Annotated in this window: 11 protein-coding genes; 1 reads left to right on the forward strand and 10 read right to left on the reverse strand. The window is 35.2% G+C overall.

Translation table 11 applies throughout. The features are described from left to right. Positions 1–223: 223 nt before the first annotated feature. The 7 genes from AB0A59_RS10005 to AB0A59_RS10035 all read right to left on the reverse strand — a co-directional run bounded on the left by AB0A59_RS10005 (position 224) and on the right by AB0A59_RS10035 (position 10,902). Positions 224–2,236 (reverse strand): hypothetical protein, encoded by a 2,013-nt coding sequence (locus tag AB0A59_RS10005; protein ID WP_458743449.1) that lies wholly within the window; start codon positions 2,234–2,236, stop codon positions 224–226. After that, complete coding sequence (locus AB0A59_RS10010; RefSeq protein ID WP_458743451.1) at positions 2,166–4,019, reverse strand: hypothetical protein; 1,854 nt, start codon at positions 4,017–4,019, stop codon at positions 2,166–2,168. Before AB0A59_RS10010 ends, AB0A59_RS10005 begins: the two co-directional genes overlap by 71 nt. Positions 4,020–4,344: 325 nt before the next feature. Beyond that, positions 4,345–4,974 (reverse strand): hypothetical protein, encoded by a 630-nt coding sequence (locus AB0A59_RS10015; RefSeq protein ID WP_458743453.1) that lies wholly within the window; start codon positions 4,972–4,974, stop codon positions 4,345–4,347. Between the two features lie 774 nt (positions 4,975–5,748). Continuing rightward, positions 5,749–6,048: a hypothetical protein gene (locus AB0A59_RS10020; RefSeq protein ID WP_458743455.1), complete on the reverse strand. Its 300-nt coding sequence runs from the start codon at positions 6,046–6,048 to the stop codon at positions 5,749–5,751. Then, positions 6,045–6,326, reverse strand: a complete 282-nt coding sequence (locus AB0A59_RS10025; RefSeq protein WP_458743457.1) for a hypothetical protein — start codon at positions 6,324–6,326, stop codon at positions 6,045–6,047. The genes AB0A59_RS10020 and AB0A59_RS10025 overlap by 4 nt, the downstream gene beginning before the upstream one ends. 1,406 nt (positions 6,327–7,732) lie before the next feature. Beyond that, on the reverse strand, positions 7,733–8,284 hold the full coding sequence (locus AB0A59_RS10030; RefSeq protein WP_458743459.1) for a hypothetical protein: 552 nt from the start codon (positions 8,282–8,284) through the stop codon (positions 7,733–7,735). A 1,412-nt stretch (positions 8,285–9,696) separates the two neighbouring features. Beyond that, entirely contained in the window at positions 9,697–10,902 is a 1,206-nt protein-coding gene (locus AB0A59_RS10035) for a vacuolar protein sorting-associated family 26 protein (RefSeq protein WP_458743460.1), read from the reverse strand. A 653-nt stretch (positions 10,903–11,555) separates the two neighbouring features. Here AB0A59_RS10035 and AB0A59_RS10040 point away from each other — a divergent pair. Then, on the forward strand, positions 11,556–12,044 hold the full coding sequence (locus tag AB0A59_RS10040; RefSeq protein ID WP_458743462.1) for a hypothetical protein: 489 nt from the start codon (positions 11,556–11,558) through the stop codon (positions 12,042–12,044). A 633-nt stretch (positions 12,045–12,677) separates the two neighbouring features. Here the strand turns inward: AB0A59_RS10040 and AB0A59_RS10045 are convergent. The 3 genes from AB0A59_RS10045 to AB0A59_RS10055 form a co-directional block, all read right to left on the reverse strand. Further along, positions 12,678–14,246, reverse strand: coding sequence for a hypothetical protein (locus AB0A59_RS10045; protein ID WP_458743464.1), 1,569 nt, complete (start codon positions 14,244–14,246; stop codon positions 12,678–12,680). A gap of 216 nt (positions 14,247–14,462) precedes the next feature. Then, on the reverse strand, positions 14,463–16,565 hold the full coding sequence (locus tag AB0A59_RS10050) for a hypothetical protein (protein ID WP_458743466.1): 2,103 nt from the start codon (positions 16,563–16,565) through the stop codon (positions 14,463–14,465). Positions 16,566–16,860: 295 nt separating this feature from the next. Continuing rightward, positions 16,861–18,390 carry a hypothetical protein gene (locus AB0A59_RS10055; RefSeq protein ID WP_458743467.1) on the reverse strand — a complete coding sequence of 510 codons (1,530 nt, stop codon included), beginning with the start codon at positions 18,388–18,390 and terminating at the stop codon, positions 16,861–16,863. Positions 18,391–18,661: the final 271 nt, after the last annotated feature.

An 18,661-nucleotide genomic window follows, 5' to 3' on the forward strand; every position in this document is an offset into this window, starting at 1 on the left:
AATACACTAGGCTGTATAAATCCTTTTCAGTAGATCCTACAACCGTATTCATATTGGGAACTATAAAATATTATAATATAATCGATACTTGTTATACTCTGTATACAGCTGTATCCGAATTTGATAAAATCATGTGTTCCTCATATATGCGAAAAATATAGTCAAACGGAATCTACCATTAAGGATCGTATACGTATTACTATATTATTCCACCTAATCATGGTCATTCACATAGACCCCAGTCAGACAGTGTTGTTCCTATAGGACATTCTAAAGATTCAGACTCATAGTCAGTAACAGCACTATTATCGGATGCAAGTTCATTCGGAATATCCATACTAGTAGATGAAGTATCATTTGGGATTGTTAGGACTGACGGTTCTTCTTCAGCTATTCCTTCCTGAGTTGAAGATAGATTACAGGATTCTATTGACTGACTACTAGAATCACACGACATATCACCTTCAATGCTATTATTGCTATCTTCACTTGATGCTAGAGGATCTTGAATAGAATTGCTATCAAAAGAAATCGATTCATTTCCAAACAACTCATTATCGTAGTTAATTTGGTTATCTTCTACTGTACTAGTATTTTCGGATAATGATGACGGTGACAGTGTCTGTGACTGTGATAGAGGTTCAACATTTTCCATCAAGGGTTCAGCAGAAAATGATGGTTCTAATCCTTGTTCTCTTGGGCCTTCTCCTTGTTCTCCTTCTTCTAATACTGGTGGACCTACGTCAGATGAAGAATTATTATCAGTGCTTGAACTATTCAAGTCATCTGTTGATGGTACAGTAAGAGGCTCTAACTCTGATGTAGGTACACACTGGCCTGTTGATTCATCAAGTATCGTACCTGGTTGCTGTTCTTCACAGGTATCTGTTGATGATGTTATTGATGGTTCAGGTGGGGCACATATACCTGTTGTCTCATCCATTAGAGTACCGGGATCTTCACAATCGTTTGTAGTGCCATTTATTATCGGTACATCTGGTTCAGACATTGGTACACACTGGCCTGTTGATTCATCAAGTATCGTACCTGGTTGCTGTTCTTCACAGGTATCTGTTGATGATGTTATTGATGGTTCAGGTGGGGCACATATACCTGTTGTCTCATCCATTAGAGTACCGGGATCTTCACAATCGTTTGTAGTGCCATTTATTATCGGTACATCTGGTTCAGACATTGGTACACACTGGCCTGTTGATTCATCAAGTATCGTACCTGGTTGCTGTTCTTCACAGGTATCTGTAGAGGATACGGAGGGTTCAGGTGGGGCACATATACCTGTTGTCTCATCCATTAGAGTACCGGGATCTTCACAGTCATCTGTGGAAGATATCAGGGGTTCCATAGGTACGCACTGGCCTGTTGATTCATCAAGTATTGTATTTTCTTCATTACACAGGGCTTGTGAATCTATCTGCTCACTATCACCATTATTATTACTATCCCCCTCCTCCTCCTCTTGGTTAGTAGGTAACTCTCTTACAACGCTGTTATCCGATTGAGATGATGATGATGATGATGATGATGATGATGATACTGTAGAAAATGATACGATGTTGCTATCAGAGTCATTATATATTGGAGATAAATCATCAACAGGTCTAATAGAAGAGTCTTTAAAGTGTGCCTGAATTGTCCAGTTTTGTCCTATTTGATTAGGCACTGGAATTTCAGAAATGAAACTTCCATTCTCAAATGTTGTGGTTGCAACACGAGTCTCATTTACTAATGCTGTACCATTGAAAGTTATCTGTTTATTAGGAATTCCAACGAAAATATTGTTTGTATCAGAGAGTTGACCTGTTATATTTATTGTGTTAGTTGAGTCAATATCAATCGTATTGTTTTCGAGTGAATAAAGAGATAAAGAGCTTCCAAGGTGTTGACGAACGGGTAAAGCTGTTAGTGGTGGTTCTGATGGAGGGGATGTAGTTGGGGTTGTTGACGTATTGTTGTTATTAGACAAACACTGCTGTAGTTTCCCTTCTTCAGCTTTGATGTCTCTTTCAAGTTTTGTAATCTTTCCTGCAATGGCCGCAACACCTTTTTCTCCGCCCTTTGGATTACCACTACTTAAAAGTTCTGTCCGTTCTCTGTCTAGGGCCTCTACCTCTGATTTCATCTTTGCAATATTTTCTGAAAATGACCTACAAGGCTCTGGAATATAATTTGCCGGTACTGGTACTGAAGGTTTGAATATTACTACTAGAAGGAGCAATTTTTTTTACAATATCACCAGCATAATGTGCCTGGATGGTCCAGTTTTGTCCTACTTGATTTGCTGTCATTTCAAGTCCGAAGGTGCCATCAGGTTGGGTAAATGATACACCTTTATTCCATATTCCCGTTCCATTGTAAGTAATCCTGTGTTCTCCACCCAATGGTCTACATGGATTGGTAGGTTCCTTAGTTGGATTAGTACTATTTTTATTATTACAGACTTCTAACTTTCCTGTTATGGCTACCCCATCAGGTGTTCCTACCTTTGCAGTATTTATAGGATTTAATGTGAGTTTGGTAGGATATTCATCAGCTGACGCAGGCACCCATTTAAGGGTAAACTCGCCCTTTAGAACTAGAGGATCCTTTACGGTTAGAGCAGAAGCAAACATGTTTACATTTACACCGTTTCTTTCATAGTCTACTGTGGTGGTTATCTTTCCATTTTTTTCGTTAGGATTTTTTATAAAATCAATGGGATTAGATTTGTTGAATGGAAAAAGATCAAATTGATAAATTGGTTTGACAGGATTATTATTTTCATTATAAGGGTCACTTGAATAAGTTACTACAGATACCTCGAGTCTACAGTTGCTATTATTTGGAACACATTCTTCTGGTTTTGGAGGTGCATTGATAAAGAAATTATGATTCATACTGAATTCCTTTTGTGAATCAACCAATTTTCCAGCAGGAATGACTTTATAGCCATCTGGATCCAACGCTGGAATCTGGTTGGGATTGTTAGGGAAGTGATAATACTTATTAGGATAATATGTTTGAGAGTAATACGCTTTGTACATAGGAGCTACTACAGTATGACTTTCGGTATAACTTCCATCAGGATTTAGATTTTCTGAAACGTTAGAAGATATTCTCTTTACGTGATGTATTTTATATGGATGCAATTCTGCATGCCCCCAGCATGCCATTAAACCGTTTTCCATCCAATATAATTGTCGAAGACAGCCAGAGCCGCCCTCTCCTTCTTTAAGACCTTCAGGTTCCCACATAGTATGTTGATGCTCATGAACATACAATCCCTTGACAATTATGCGATCACCTTCGCGAACACAATCTTCATTTCCTATACCATAACCCCCTCGATCTTTGCATTGAGGGCCTTTTAATGGATCAACCGGTGGGCTATAAGCAGCATTTGTACATTCTTCCTCAGGCCATTGATCATTTGGCCACCATGGGTTTGTAATAACAAGCTTTTCTTCTGGGTGACACTTGTAAGCCGCATAGAAATGGGATGGTCTTTCAAGTTTAATTATAGGGATAAATAGCTGAGCATCATTGAACATATTAGCCATCTCAGGATTAACAAAAAACTTTGGAAATGGTAACGGAAATCCTAGTTCATTTAATGATTTAAGTTGGTTTCCCATGTTTTTGTAGGCATTTTTTAGTTCATCAAAGGCTTCTCCTGTTGGATTATTCCTTTGTGGGCAGGGAACATCTGAATAGAAGCCAATAATGTCATGATTCAATAACTTTCCGGCCTTGGTATCTATAAAATTACACTCTGGACTAAGATAGTTCCCAGGCAAAAGCAAGTTATAGTAGCTGGGATCCGGAACTAAATACAAAAAAGAATCGACCCCGATTACTAGTCCTCTTATTTCGGTTTCAATTTTTGGATTATATCCATAGCCTACAAATTTTTTAAAATGAAAAGGAGAGTTAGGTCCTCCAGATATAATGGGCTCTTCGTGAAGGCTATAAACATTAAAAAAAGGTATTGATATAGTAACAGAAAAAAGTAATAGTGTCATGTAGAATAGAGCCGTTATCATCTTCAGATTCACATTACAAAAGCATAAACGCAATAGCATCTTAACTTACAAACTAATTTATTAATTTTTATTTATTTACATTATTTCTTGGTCATTGATATCTTCTCCAAATAAGTGAAATATCCTAAATATCAATTAAATACTAAAATAAAGGTATACCAGGATTATTTCCTGGTAATGAACTTAAAATCTATCTCGGTATTGGCCCACAATCTATGGTTAGCGCCAATATTTTGTTCTAAACTAAGGTGGGACTGCTATGCGATGAAAAAACTAAAAAAATTTCTCTGTTTTAAAATCGATGCTAACAAATGCCATAATGACTAGGATGCCCACCCATGTTGTTGATAATATTCATTTTAGCACAAAAAGCCAAATTATTCATATCATAAAGAAACTTTGCTCGCAATATGTCTAAATCTGATAACTCACTATTGCCCGGATTCGCTGGAAAAGTATTAATACCATTACCAGAACTGATGCCGCCACTGGCTCCACTGCCAGTTGATATACCACCATCCTTGTTTTTATTGTCGCATGACTTCTGTATGCATTTGGCTAACTCTTTTTCTAGTGCCAAAATTATTTTTGACCTGTCAGAACCTACCAACTCTTTTGCTAGTGGTATCATTTGATTTAACTGTGCATTGATTGTTGTTATTTTATTCTTTGCTTCAGGTTCTGGAGGAGGAGTGGCTTTAAGCAGTTTTTCATTAGTCTGGATCGCCTGAATTGCTTGAGGTAATAATGACTGGGTTTTTTGAAAAAGCTCTTTCGCCTTGGCGAGGTTGTTCTGGATTTGAATACATTTATTGCAGGTACTGGTTTGAGCGTTCACAGTACTGCCGTTGTAATATGAACCAACAAACAATAGTGTTGCTAAAAACATTAAGATTATTACTTGTTTTTGCACTTTACAATCAAGCATTTTCATAAAAAATATTTGATTATACTTAATAATAAATATTACCCAAAAATGCATGATATAGAAAGACCGTTCCAATCTACAATCTTTTCAAATCTTAAAAACTATATTATCTGCTATTGAGTACGTTTCTGCTTATAGACATCGATGCGGCGAGATTAGATTAGCTTCGTTCATACAATTTGAACAAATGTGATGTCATAGATTTGATACAAAGTCTTTCAGCATCTAGTTAACTCGAGCTTGTATCATTTCTATTTAATATTCAAAAGACTTCTTCTTCGTATTTTTTAGCGCCAGTAATTAGAAGGATTAATTTGTTGTTAAAGGAGTATCAAAATCCTTGAGAATATCCACATCAGGTTATCTCTGATCTTACTAAATTCGACTAGGACGGAGAAAAACTAGATATTAATTTTCTCAATATACTTGGTTCTTATCTGAAGTCAAAAAATCTATTTCAATACTCCAATGCAATTTTTAGTAATCTCTTAAATATTATTGATTCGAGACAGTTAAATAATAGAGCGCTCGTTACAAAAGCAATATGTTTCGAACTTTGCGCTGAAAGTGCACACATGTTAGGAGAATTTCACAAGGCCAATGAATAATTTTTTCCAGGCTTTGGAAACTATTCGGAGTGCTGATGATTTCTTTTTTTCTCGCTCGGACTCAAGTAGCTTTTCTTTGAGCAAAAGAATTGGTAGATAAAAATTAATAAAATAACTCTTCTTAAGGGCGATAATGTTTCTAATGTCAATATAATGGAATGATTTCGCTGAATCAAACTTTTATTGGTTTATCGATCTTACTGCAAACCAGGTTCACAATTACATTCATAATTGATATAATATTATTAAAAGTTGATTCACTTGGTGAACTCCGTTGAATTGAATGTATCTTACCATTATTGATATTAACTGTAAGTTCTTGTAGAGAAGTATCAAGAAGGTAAAATTCATCTATGGCGACCCTACTAGGTAAGTCGAAGAAGTTATTCTCATAAATGGCTTTTTTAACGACACTTTCTTCCGTATTATTTAAAATAGTTACAGACATAGCAGCAGAAGTAGTAATATTCAATAGGTTATTGTCAGAAGAATACGTGTTTTGGTATGTATATTCTGTAAACCATATGAATTGGTGTTTTCAAAAGCAAAATTTGGTTGTGAAGAAGAATTGAGTATAGTTAAATTAGAAGAAAGACCGCTATCGTTAGTGTCGATACATATGGAAACAATTGACATGTTATCCATATTTAATGATTCAAGTCCAGAAGACAAATTATGTGATTGAGCCTCCAAAATAGTATCACTGTAGATTGATGATCCAGACAGCATTGATTGGAGCATTGGCGGCAATTCTGAGTCTAGAATCGTTTATCCAAAAATAAATTCTTTAATGATTCAAACAATATATCAGTCTCTTCGACCAAACCATCCTGTACATAAAGCTTTCCGCAGAGTCCCGTTCAAGTGGATCAGCTTACGACACATTATCATTTGATGAGTTGTAGCACATTTTAAGATCGTGTTCCTATGATATAACAGGAGGATTCATTGAATTTTCTATTGGAGAAATTGCTATTGAATTTATAATGGATTTGCGTTATTAGCAATTGTTAACAACAGAAATGATAATGCACTAGAGAAAATGAGGTTAATTGCTTTTACGGGTCATAAAACACAGACATCATAATTGTTAAAGGAGACAATTAGATAAATGTTAGCTTGAAATATGTATCTATACTACTAGTATTTCATACATGTTTCGTAGAATACGATAAGGTTATGTGACTTGATAATCATTATGAATAAAATTTATATACGTACTGCTAATGATTGCATGGCTCATCATTTACTTTACAATGTTCCAATTATTTCTAAAACATTTCGTTGTTTGAATAGGACATTTTCAAAAGCATTCTTTTTATTAAAATCAGAGTGATATATCATGAGAATGATGAGCCCATGCCACTAATCAGAGTGGATGTCAAACGAATAAATATCTGAACTGTACGTATCCATTATGATCTTCCTTTCCTCGAAATCTTGCATGCATTCACCTAAATTTGGATTCTCATTGCATCAATTGATCATGTGATTTTCTTGGATTCGTAAAATCCATAAGATTGGTGACAGAAATGCACGTCAAAAACGTACTTTTCTTGTTGACTATAATTGAATTTTGAATTATACCACTAGGAAGAATCTAAAATCTTTCGGAATAGTCCACGATTTAGGACGTCTACTTGTTACCTTTATCAGGATTTACAATGGCTAGACGTCAGTCCTTCTTAACAAACATATCATCAAGGTCTAATAATAAGCATACTAAGAGAAAAACCATTTAGACACTAAATCGTAAAATATTCTAATGAATTTACAAAATAGGCGTGGAAACATTCTGATGATCTATAATAACAATGGGAAAGAAAGCAGGATCTAATTCACTACAGTGAATTATGTTGATATTATACTATTCGCAACCCGATATATAAGAATAACTAACATTTTACAGTAATTATTTCCAAAAAAGATTTGTAACAATCATCGCCAAATTCTTATAATCCGCGAAACCGAACGAGAAAAAGATTTGAGGAATTGGTAATTGAGTCACATAGGTCTATTTTTATAGTTAGATCTTCAAAAGAAAATGACATTCCAAAAATAGGAACTTCATTTTCCATTGGTATAACCGATAGGTATTGTACTCAAAACACCCGTTAATTAAAACAGGTCAGATTTGATAACGGGACTCCTTGACCCTACCCACAGGACTCTACTATTAGATAATCTTCATCAGATGTCAAACTGCTGTTGTTACTATTAAGCCCGGAGGAGGAATTTGAAAAAGGGTTCAGTTCGTCTATTGAATTTTCGGATTGTATTTCGGGTGGAATTGGTGGTAACTCCGGATCATTTATTGATGAATTATGGATTGATAAAATAGATGACAATTGTGGCGATTCTTCTGAAGTTATGATATGAATTATTTTATCTAAAGAGTACATCACATTTCTGGATTCTGTAACAATGCCTCTCAATGATTCAAACATATTGTTAGTCTGCTGTTGCAATTCACTTTGCTGATGGACAGTCGCATCATCTACTTCATTCAGGGCAGTGCCATCTAACAACAAATTATACTGTTCCGTAAATCCGTCATTAATGTGGGGGTCAACACAAGCCAATGCTATTCTGTTGTCGTTACTGATAATACTAGATACACACAAGAGTGAGGTTACAAATATGAATATAATAAGAGAGGGAATGACTTTGATGGATTTTGGATTTGTGGATATAACTGACGAAAGCATGAACTATTTTCCGAACACAAGTAGATAAATCTTTACTCAGTAATATATATTTATATCACTGCTCTGTTTATCAAAGAAAATCTTATGGCTTCACTATGCCTAATTCCCTATATGATTAGTAAAAGAAACAGGATACCCTCCAAGTAAATTTATCACGGTTTATAACCATACTATTCATGGTTATAGATTAGGAGAACGGCTGTAAGATTATCCAGTCATACCAAGCGAACGAACGTCACCTTATGCCATTGGATTCAAAAATTCAAATCTAGGATAATCAAGACAAATCACAAGAGGCCATTCAAGTCGGTTATTGATGAGACATTGATAAAGATTGATCCTGAATAAGCATGGCCATGGGTTGCAATACCGGCCCGATACCAGAAAGATTCTCTCGCTAGACGTATCTATCTAGTGAAACATGTTTGTTACAAAACTCTTTCTCTCCGACATTGTCAGAAATTACTAAATGAAGCAGTTTACACCGACGGCTGTATAGAACAACTAGAACAAGTTCTCTATGGTCCTGGTAGTTAAACATGTCATTAGATAGTTTGATAACGCTTGTTTATAGATCCCACAAATATTAATGCGCTTAAGAACAAAGATTGAGTTAATCGAACCATAGATAACGATGCTGAACATTGAAAGTATAATAAAACGTTGGCTAGAACCGAGTTATATATTATTATGACAACGGATGTAATGCTATGCCTAATTGGTAGAGTCAACTAATAAAATCATCAGGATTTTCACTATTTTCAACAATTTACATGATGGCTATCAACATCAGTAGATCTCTATTCTTCAAAATATCCCGTGTTAGTATAAATCATGTTTCAAATATCGATTTTTATTTTACTAGTGAGAATTCCGATAATTAATTCCTATTGTGCTCACCTTCAGCATTGAAATTGCTATATAGATGTATTACAAAGTCCTTGCTAAAACCCTGATGGTTAGTCATTACCAAGAATGCAGAAGTAATATTCTAATCAAATTATAAAATATAAAGTTATCTTCTATATATTTAACAAGGTACCAGAAAATGAGCTCTGTCCATGTGTCAGTCCTCTATAACACGGGGCTACACCGTTGTGAATATCGATGAAAGATATCATGCCTGCGGATAAGTGCACTTGCAATTTTTATTGAATGCAACTTCGATAAGTAATAAAGTAAGGGCAATTGGTGACTGCGGTAACTTAGGCACTGGCATTACTGGAACAATGAATCTAGGCGATTCTCAATAGTGTATATTAATTAATACTACTGGTATTTTAAAATGGACGGTACCCCAAGCATCACAATCTTAAATACCATATACTGGATCACATAATCCTTTTTTTAGGTAAGCAGCCACATTACCAAATAAGGCAACCGGTAATATCCATTCAATGGATTAGAAATAACTAAACTATTTCTATTATAGCTTTAGCGTGAATATCCTGTGAAAAAGGAATGTTTATTTTGGCATCGAATCCCCAAAAAAATTCAGAATACTTTCCAACATAACTTTTATTTGCAATATGTGGAAGTTTTGTCTCAAAAGGAATTACATACTTGATATTTAAACCATTTTCTTTATTTCTGTTGTTATTGTTGTTGGAATAGCTAATAGGAGCCATATGTGATACCGATTTTAACTTTTCCATATCAAATGAGATATTCTTTATTTGATATTCTTCTGCTTCAATAATAGCGTCGACGCCATTAGCATATGAGTATTCAATACCTCTCAGACTAATTTCCATATTTGATGTCTCATCTTTTAGCAAATTTCCATCTATAATTATACTACCTATTATTTCTTGACCTGGATAGTACGAGATCCTATTTTTATTTTTGACCATTTTCCTACTGTCATCGTAACTACCATCCTTTTCTTTACCAATAAACTCTATTGTGATTCCAGGATCTTGTTTTGAGTATTTTTGTCTATGTTTATGGAAATTGTCGTTTACTTTGCTAAAATTATTCTGATCAGTTGATTTGATTTTTTCACCCATAGCACCATCCGTGATCAATTTTTCTGGGTCCTCCTTTGCTATTAATTGATCTTCATTGAATATGTTGATTTCAGATTGAGGATTACTATACATTTCATAATTTTCTCGAGGACTGGATCTGTGGTTTGAATTGCTGACTAGAAATAATAGAGTCTTATTTTTATCAATCCAGTTATCGCGGTCTGCTGTAGCTTTTATCTGATAAAATATCTTGGCATTTGCTCCGTCATAAGACGGAAACGCATCACTAGGAATACTAAATTCAAAGTGAATTATTTCAGTGCCTTTATTGATAACTACCGTCGTTTTATCTTTATTTTTTATTCCATTCATATTTAGATGATTAAGCACGGTAGACAAGTCCTGAGCAAAAAATATGTTGCTTTGTGACTCGGTTTTTGAGCTATCATGTGAAGATGACGATATAACCCTCTCAATTACTGTTTTTTCAATTCCCTCTGCACTTAGCCTTAGTCCTCTAATTTTACAATCCCTTTTTGCAATGATTCTAAGGGTTCCTTTTACTATTTCATCTCCTCTATATTCCTGCTTGTTTAATACTATTTCAAAATCAAGATCATTGGTTTTTAAGATCTTGTCAAAAATCATGATTTTCTTCAGCTTTGGATATATTTAAACGATTTATCCGTAGGTATTAATAGATATTAACAGCCACTAGGAAAAAATTACAATTATAGTTGTTGTCGTGTAAACCTTTGCCAATATTGTATCTTTACTCCACAGAGATGAAATATATAGGAAATCATTTAAGTTTGCATTTCACTAAAATTTATATTTCATTTTCTTCTTTGTACTAACGACGTTACTAATCTTGATTCATAGATGCTATCTTATTGATCAGTATTATTCCTTGTTGCTGCACTCAATATCCAATATAATCCAACATCTTTAAATAATAAATAGAATACGATTCTGACATGTATAGTCAAAATAAATATCAACACTGTCCAGTGTGGTTTGTTGGACATGATTGCGAATATGGCGATATGGCGCCTGGGATGAGAGGTGTAACACATTAATAAAATTTATCAAATATTCTAAATACTTCTTCCAACTTAGTGATAAGCCTTCCAAAGTATAAAACAAGTTCACTTAGAAATTATATAATACATCGACTATTTTTAAAGTATATAAAGCAAATTTTCACAATCACTATACAACAACTTTGTGATAATGAAACCTCTAAGTTTTGACAATTTAATACAAAATCTTTAAATTCTCCTTCTTTCACATGATCAACATTGAAATATAAAAAATTTGCATCCATATCAATTGGTACACTTTTAGTATTGAGTATAATTTTTGTTAGATTATCTTCGGATTTTCAATCAGTGAATGCTTTATGTGGTGGTATCATAGAGGGTAAAGAACTTGAAGGTACCTGGATCTCTAATGATAGAACCAAAAATACAGTTTACCAAGACATAGATTCGGATGGAAAGGTGCATATAACCTGGTATGGCAAGACTCATGATGAATTGGCAAGAACATATAATTATATCTTTGAAGGTATCTGGACTGACACTAAAATAGAAGGGACAGTCACATATTTGAATCCACCGCCAGGATCAGCTCCAACGTTGGGACCAGGATACGCCGATATGGTAATCAACGTACCCGATCCAAAAACGCCAATCATTCAAAAGAGTCCGCCAATTGCTGAAGCCGACTTTGAGAGTTATAAATGGAAAAAGGCTTGTGCTGTTCCTAATGGCGGATCTTGGCCATGAGGTCGTGTTTTGTAAGCTGAATATCATATTCGTCGAAAACTAGAAGATGAATAGTTATTTAGTGTAGAAACCCCTACTAAAAAAGAAAACTTATTATCTAAATATTTTGATCATGAACCAGATAATGCAAAGAATCACCGGTCTTAATCAACTCGGTTCGTCACAACCATGCGGTTTAAACTATACGATTGACTAATGTAGAGATTGTATGTTAAATATCAGAATTAATTGCAAAGAAGACTCAAGGTCAAGTTTTCAAAGTTTCTGCAACATTAAAGGACTCTTTAGAACACAGATTAAAAAGAGAAGGGTACGTCACAAGTAAAGAAATTAAGAATAAAAGTATATACTCGATTACACCAAAGGGTAAGAAATTATTGAAATGGTGGATCTCTTTTTTAGATGCTTTTGAGATATTTTTCTGAATAGCGATTCTGATCACCTATGAGAAAAAGAACGTTAATTCTTTTTCTTGACAAAATATATACAAATCATTGTCAATATTTTTCTTAAGCTATAATAGATTCAACAGGATAAATCGGTCATTATTTTCAATCAAATTCATGCCTTTGTTTCCTCGAGAAAGAAGGTTCCTTCTGGGCAAACCGCCTGTGTCTCTTTTTCCATCAGGGTTTAATTATTCCTAGTCAATGTCTCGTCATGTAGATCATCTGTTATGGACGGATTATCACGTGCAATGCATTCCCCAGTAATTTCATCAAAAGTACACTCTTCTGAATTAACTATTTTATTTAAAAATTCCTTTCCGTTTACATCTTTCGAAGAAGTTATTTCCCCATATACTATATTGTCATCACCTTCGTATCCCGCAAAATGATTATTAATTTTATTTCCATCTAAAACAATATCTATAGTATTGCCATATTTGCCTGTATTGATATTCAATTCGACTGGGACATTTCTAATTATTTTATGACATGTTTCTTTATAGTCCATTATGCCTTTTATCCGGAGTTCATTATCTGATTTTGGAGATAATGAAATATTGCTATTAATTGGTGAATATCCAACATCTACTGCCCTGAAATTCGATAATTGATGCTCGTGGAAACTGTCCAAGTTTTCGCCTTGCATAGTGAAATTTACCCAAAATTCCGTTAAATTGCCTTTTTGTACACTCATTTCCCAACTTCCATTCAATTTCCATAAAGTTTCTGGAGAAACTACTACAGGTATAACAGAATAAGCGACTGGTATGATCGATTGGTCTTTTTGAGAATTATGGGTTAATTCGCAGCTACCCATAGGACCTAAGATTTCCGAATCAATTATGCCTTCAGCAAGAAAGGAGTCAATGGATCCCGTCTGTGTGAAATTGGTTGTTTGCTTTGGAGGAATAGTTTGATCCAAATTTTTGTCATTATGCGCAAAAGATAATGCAGTTCCTGCAATATTCGATTTATTGGATAAATGGTTATTATTAAGCAAAGGCGGTAATTCTGAAGCTAGGATTATTGCTGAATTAGAAGATTTATTGTTAGAAGACGTTGATAACTCTTGTTGATTTGGATTAGAAGAACTGTTTGGCTCTATACCCAAAGTAGAGGCTACTTTCTCGGTATCAAATTTCAAAGTTTTTATCATATACTCGGCTACGGGTAGGAATTTTTCAAATTTATCCTCCGTTGCGGTGAATGTCACCTCAATTCCTATTTCATTGGGATTACTGACTGATAATATTTTCAATATCTTTATTGGCTGATTTTCATGCAATTCAGTAGAAATTGTAAACGAGCAGCCGGATGCTTTATCTATCACAAATTTAGAACATTCAAGTGGCTGTAATAATTTAGATCCTTCAGGTTCTTCGTATGCGATGATGGAATCCTGAAGTACCTTTCTTATTTCACCTATTTTATCATCTACTCCTATGTATATAGTACCGCCAACATCTATCTCTAGTCCAGTTGGAGTGGTTAATACATCTTCTTGATGAGAGAACTTGTAATCGATAGGACCTTTATAGCCTTGTGGATTAGAAATAATATTTACTGGAACCTCTTGAGGTACCCAGTTAGATGGCATTTGTAAAGAGAATAGTCCAGCCTTTTCATTAAAGGTCTCCCATGTTGTTTGGGCGAATGCATTACCAGTTAGATAAGAAGAAGAAATTAACATAACCATTGTTATTCCAAATATTTCAGTTGCGGTCTCTAGTCCATCTTTGCGACTGTTGTCCACGATTTTGCAACACAGTTGAAGTATAAATCCTTTGTATGTTGTGAAAGAAATTAAAGTATAATCCTATCGAGATGTATTATATAAAATAAGTTTATTGATCCATTATAGTTACGCGTGCTGAAGCGAAAGAAAAGGAGAGTAGATATATATCGATACCCTAATTTTGTTCAAAGGTTAGACTCATACACGCGGACTTTACGTTCATATTTGTCCTCTTTACTCACATACTCCCCAGTCAGACAGTGTTGTTCCTATAGGACATTCTAAAGATTCAGACTCATAGTCAGTAACAGCACTATTATCGGATGCAAGTTCATTCGGAATATCCATACTAGTAGATGAAGTATCATTTGGGATTGTTAGGACTGACGGTTCTTCTTCAGCTATTCCTTCCTGAGTTGAAGATAGATTACAGGATTCTATTGACTGACTACTAGAATCACACGACATATCACCTTCAATGCTATTATTGCTATCTTCACTTGATGCTAGAGGATCTTGAATAGAATTGCTATCAAAAGAAATCGATTCATTTCCAAACAACTCATTATCGTAGTTAATTTGGTTATCTTCTACTGTACTAGTATTTTCGGATAATGATGACGGTGACAGTGTCTGTGACTGTGATAGAGGTTCAACATTTTCCATCAAGGGTTCAGCAGAAAATGATGGTTCTAATCCTTGTTCTCTTGGGCCTTCTCCTTGTTCTCCTTCTTCTAATACTGGTGGACCTACGTCAGATGAAGAATTATTATCAGTGCTTGAACTATTCAAGTCATCTGTTGATGGTACAGTAAGAGGCTCTAACTCTGATGTAGGTACACACTGGCCTGTTGATTCATCAAGTATCGTACCTGGTTGCTGTTCTTCACAGGTATCTGTTGATGATGTTATTGATGGTTCAGGTGGGGCACATATACCTGTTGTCTCATCCATTAGAGTACCGGGATCTTCACAATCGTTTGTAGTGCCATTTATTATCGGTACATCTGGTTCAGACATTGGTACACACTGGCCTGTTGATTCATCAAGTATCGTACCTGGTTGCTGTTCTTCACAGGTATCTGTTGATGATGTTATTGATGGTTCAGGTGGGGCACATATACCTGTTGTCTCATCCATTAGAGTACCGGGATCTTCACAATCGTTTGTAGTGCCATTTATTATCGGTACATCTGGTTCAGACATTGGTACACACTGGCCTGTTGATTCATCAAGTATCGTACCTGGTTGCTGTTCTTCACAGGTATCTGTTGATGATGTTATTGATGGTTCAGGTGGGGCACATATACCTGTTGTCTCATCCATTAGAGTACCGGGATCTTCACAATCGTTTGTAGTGCCATTTATTATCGGTACATCTGGTTCAGACATTGGTACACACTGGCCTGTTGATTCATCAAGTATCGTACCTGGTTGCTGTTCTTCACAGGTATCTGTAGAGGATACGGAGGGTTCAGGTGGGGCACATATACCTGTTGTCTCATCCATTAGAGTACCGGGATCTTCACAGTCATCTGTGGAAGATATCAGGGGTTCCATAGGTACGCACTGGCCTGTTGATTCATCAAGTATTGTATTTTCTTCATTACACAGGGCTTGTGAATCTATCTGCTCACTATCACCATTATTATTACTATCCCCCTCCTCCTCCTCTTGGTTAGTAGGTAACTCTCTTACAACGCTGTTATCCGATTGAGATGATGATGATGATGATGATGATGATGATGATACTGTAGAAAATGATACGATGTTGCTATCAGAGTCATTATATATTGGAGATAAATCATCAACAGGTCTAATAGAAGAGTCTTTAAAGTGTGCCTGAATTGTCCAGTTTTGTCCTATTTGATTAGGCACTGGAATTTCAGAAATGAAACTTCCATTCTCAAATGTTGTGGTTGCAACACGAGTCTCATTTACTAATGCTGTACCATTGAAAGTTATCTGTTTATTAGGAATTCCAACGAAAATATTGTTTGTATCAGAGAGTTGACCTGTTATATTTATTGTGTTAGTTGAGTCAATATCAATCGTATTGTTTTCGAGTGAATAAAGAGATAAAGAGCTTCCAAGGTGTTGACGAACGGGTAAAGCTGTTAGTGGTGGTTCTGATGGAGGGGATGTAGTTGGGGTTGTTGACGTATTGTTGTTATTAGACAAACACTGCTGTAGTTTCCCTTCTTCAGCTTTGATGTCTCTTTCAAGTTTTGTAATCTTTCCTGCAATGGCCGCAACACCTTTTTCTCCGCCCTTTGGATTACCACTACTTAAAAGTTCTGTCCGTTCTCTGTCTAGGGCCTCTACCTCTGATTTCATCTTTGCAATATTTTCTGAAAATGACCTACAAGGCTCTGGAATATAATTTGCCGGTACTGTACTGAAGGTTTGAATATTACTACTAGAAGGAGCAATTTTTTTTACAATATCACCAGCATAATGTGCCTGGATGGTCCAGCCTGAACCAGTTTTATTAGCTGTCGTATAATACTCAAATGAACCATCCGCACGGGTAAATGCATGGCCATCGTTAAATTCACCAGTTCCATTAAAACTTATTCTTTGTTCTGGAAATAAGGGTCTACATGGATTAGTAGGTTCCTTAGTAGGATTATTAGTACCTATTTTTATTATTACAGACTTCTAACTTTCCTGTTATGGCTACCCCATCAGGTATTCCCACCTTTGCAGTATTTACAGGATTTAATGTGAGTTTGGTAAGATATTCATCAGCTGATGCAGATATCCATTTAAGAGTAAACTCACCCTTTAGAACAATAGGATCCTTTACGGTTAGAGCAGAAGCAAACATGTTTACATTTACACCGTTTCTTTCATAGTCTACTGTGGTGGTTATCTTTCCATTTTTCTGAGTCTTATCAGATAGAGGGTTGAAAATATTTGAATTCGATTGAGTTTTCACTGAAACGGATAATCTACAATTATCATTATTTTTGCATTCTTCAGGTTTGGGAGGTGCGGATATAAAGAAATTATGATTCATGCTCATCTGTTTTTGAGAATCGACTAATTTTCCTGCAGGAATAACTTTTACGGCATTGGGATTGGTCCAAGCATCACCATTTGGATAATGATAAAGTTTGTTAGGATGATAAGTTTGTGAGTAATAGGCTTTGTACAACGGAGCTACTACAGTGTGACTTTCTGTGTAACTTCCATCTGGATTTAGGTTTTCTGAAACGTTAGAAGATATTCTCTTTACGTGAGTTAGATTATATGGATGTAGTTCTGCATGTCCCCAACAGGCCATGAGACCATTTTCTTTCCATGATAAGCTTTTAATACAACTTGAACCGCCCAAATCTTCAGGCTCCCACATTGCATGTTGATGTTCATGAACATAAAATCCCTTGACAATTATGCGATCACCTTCGCGAACACAATTTTCATTGCCCGCACCAGAACCTCCTGGGACTTGACATCCACTTTTTGTCGGATCAAGGGGAGGATAGTAAACAGGGTTTGTACAAGGTAATTCCGGCCATTGATCATTCGGGAACCAGCTGTTTGATATCTTACGTTCACCTTCAGGGTATCCTTCAGGGTAACATTTATCAGATATATACTTATGTGATGGTCTTTCAAGCTTAATTATGGGAATAAATTGCTGTGCACTATTGACAATATCAGCCAGTTTGGAATTAATGAGAAGTTTTGGAAAAGTGAGAGGAAATCCTAATTCATTTAGTGATTTAAGTTTTTTTCCCATTTCTTGATAAGTTTTTTTCAATTCATTAAAGGCTTCTCCTTCAGGGTTTTCCATTCTAGGGCATGGTGCTTCTGTTTTAAAGATTAAACCTAATAAGTCAAGTTTTAACACCTTTCCAGCATTGGTATCGAAAAACTCACAAGTTGGATCAAGATAATTTCCAGGCAGTAGTAAATTGTAGTACGATGGATCTGGAACTATATATATAAAAGCGTCTACGCCTATAACTGTTCCCCTTATTTCTGTTTCTATTTTTGGGTTATATCCATATCCCACAAATTTTTTAAAATAATGGGGAGGTTTAGGTTCACCGAAGATAATAGGTTCTTCATGCCAACTATAAACATGAGAAAAAGGGATAGAAACAGTAGCAGAAATAAGCAAAGTAAGGAAACAAAATAACGAGATTATCATCCGAAATTCTTCGCGAAAAAATAAACTCAATATCTTTCAACTTTATTACTAGTTAATTAATATTTCTCCTCTTTTAATTTAAGGACAGGAATTTAATTTTTTTATTATCATAATAATTATTCAGTATTGTAAAAAGGTTTTGGCAAATTATTTCATATTTCCTATGTTAATGATATAATGTTGATAATTTGCCTGATATTAATTCTGGGTAAAAATATATGCATTATATTTTCATGAACTAAGTCTCGGGATTAGATATCCTCTTAAACTG

Source organism: Candidatus Nitrosocosmicus sp. T (assembly GCF_054408485.1).

Bases quoted from the DNA above. Each gene is read 5' to 3' on its own strand.
- AB0A59_RS10010 (WP_458743451.1), bottom strand. From the start codon at position 4,019: ATGACACTATTACTTTTTTCTGTTACTATATCAATACCTTTTTTTAAT.
- AB0A59_RS10015 (WP_458743453.1), bottom strand. From the start codon at position 4,974: ATGAAAATGCTTGATTGTAAAGTGCAAAAACAAGTAATAATCTTAATG.
- AB0A59_RS10035 (WP_458743460.1), bottom strand. From the start codon at position 10,902: ATGATTTTTGACAAGATCTTAAAAACCAATGATCTTGATTTTGAAATA.
- AB0A59_RS10055 (WP_458743467.1), bottom strand. From the start codon at position 18,390: ATGATAATCTCGTTATTTTGTTTCCTTACTTTGCTTATTTCTGCTACT.
- AB0A59_RS10030 (WP_458743459.1), bottom strand. From the start codon at position 8,284: ATGCTTTCGTCAGTTATATCCACAAATCCAAAATCCATCAAAGTCATT.
- AB0A59_RS10050 (WP_458743466.1), bottom strand. From the start codon at position 16,565: ATGAAATCAGAGGTAGAGGCCCTAGACAGAGAACGGACAGAACTTTTA.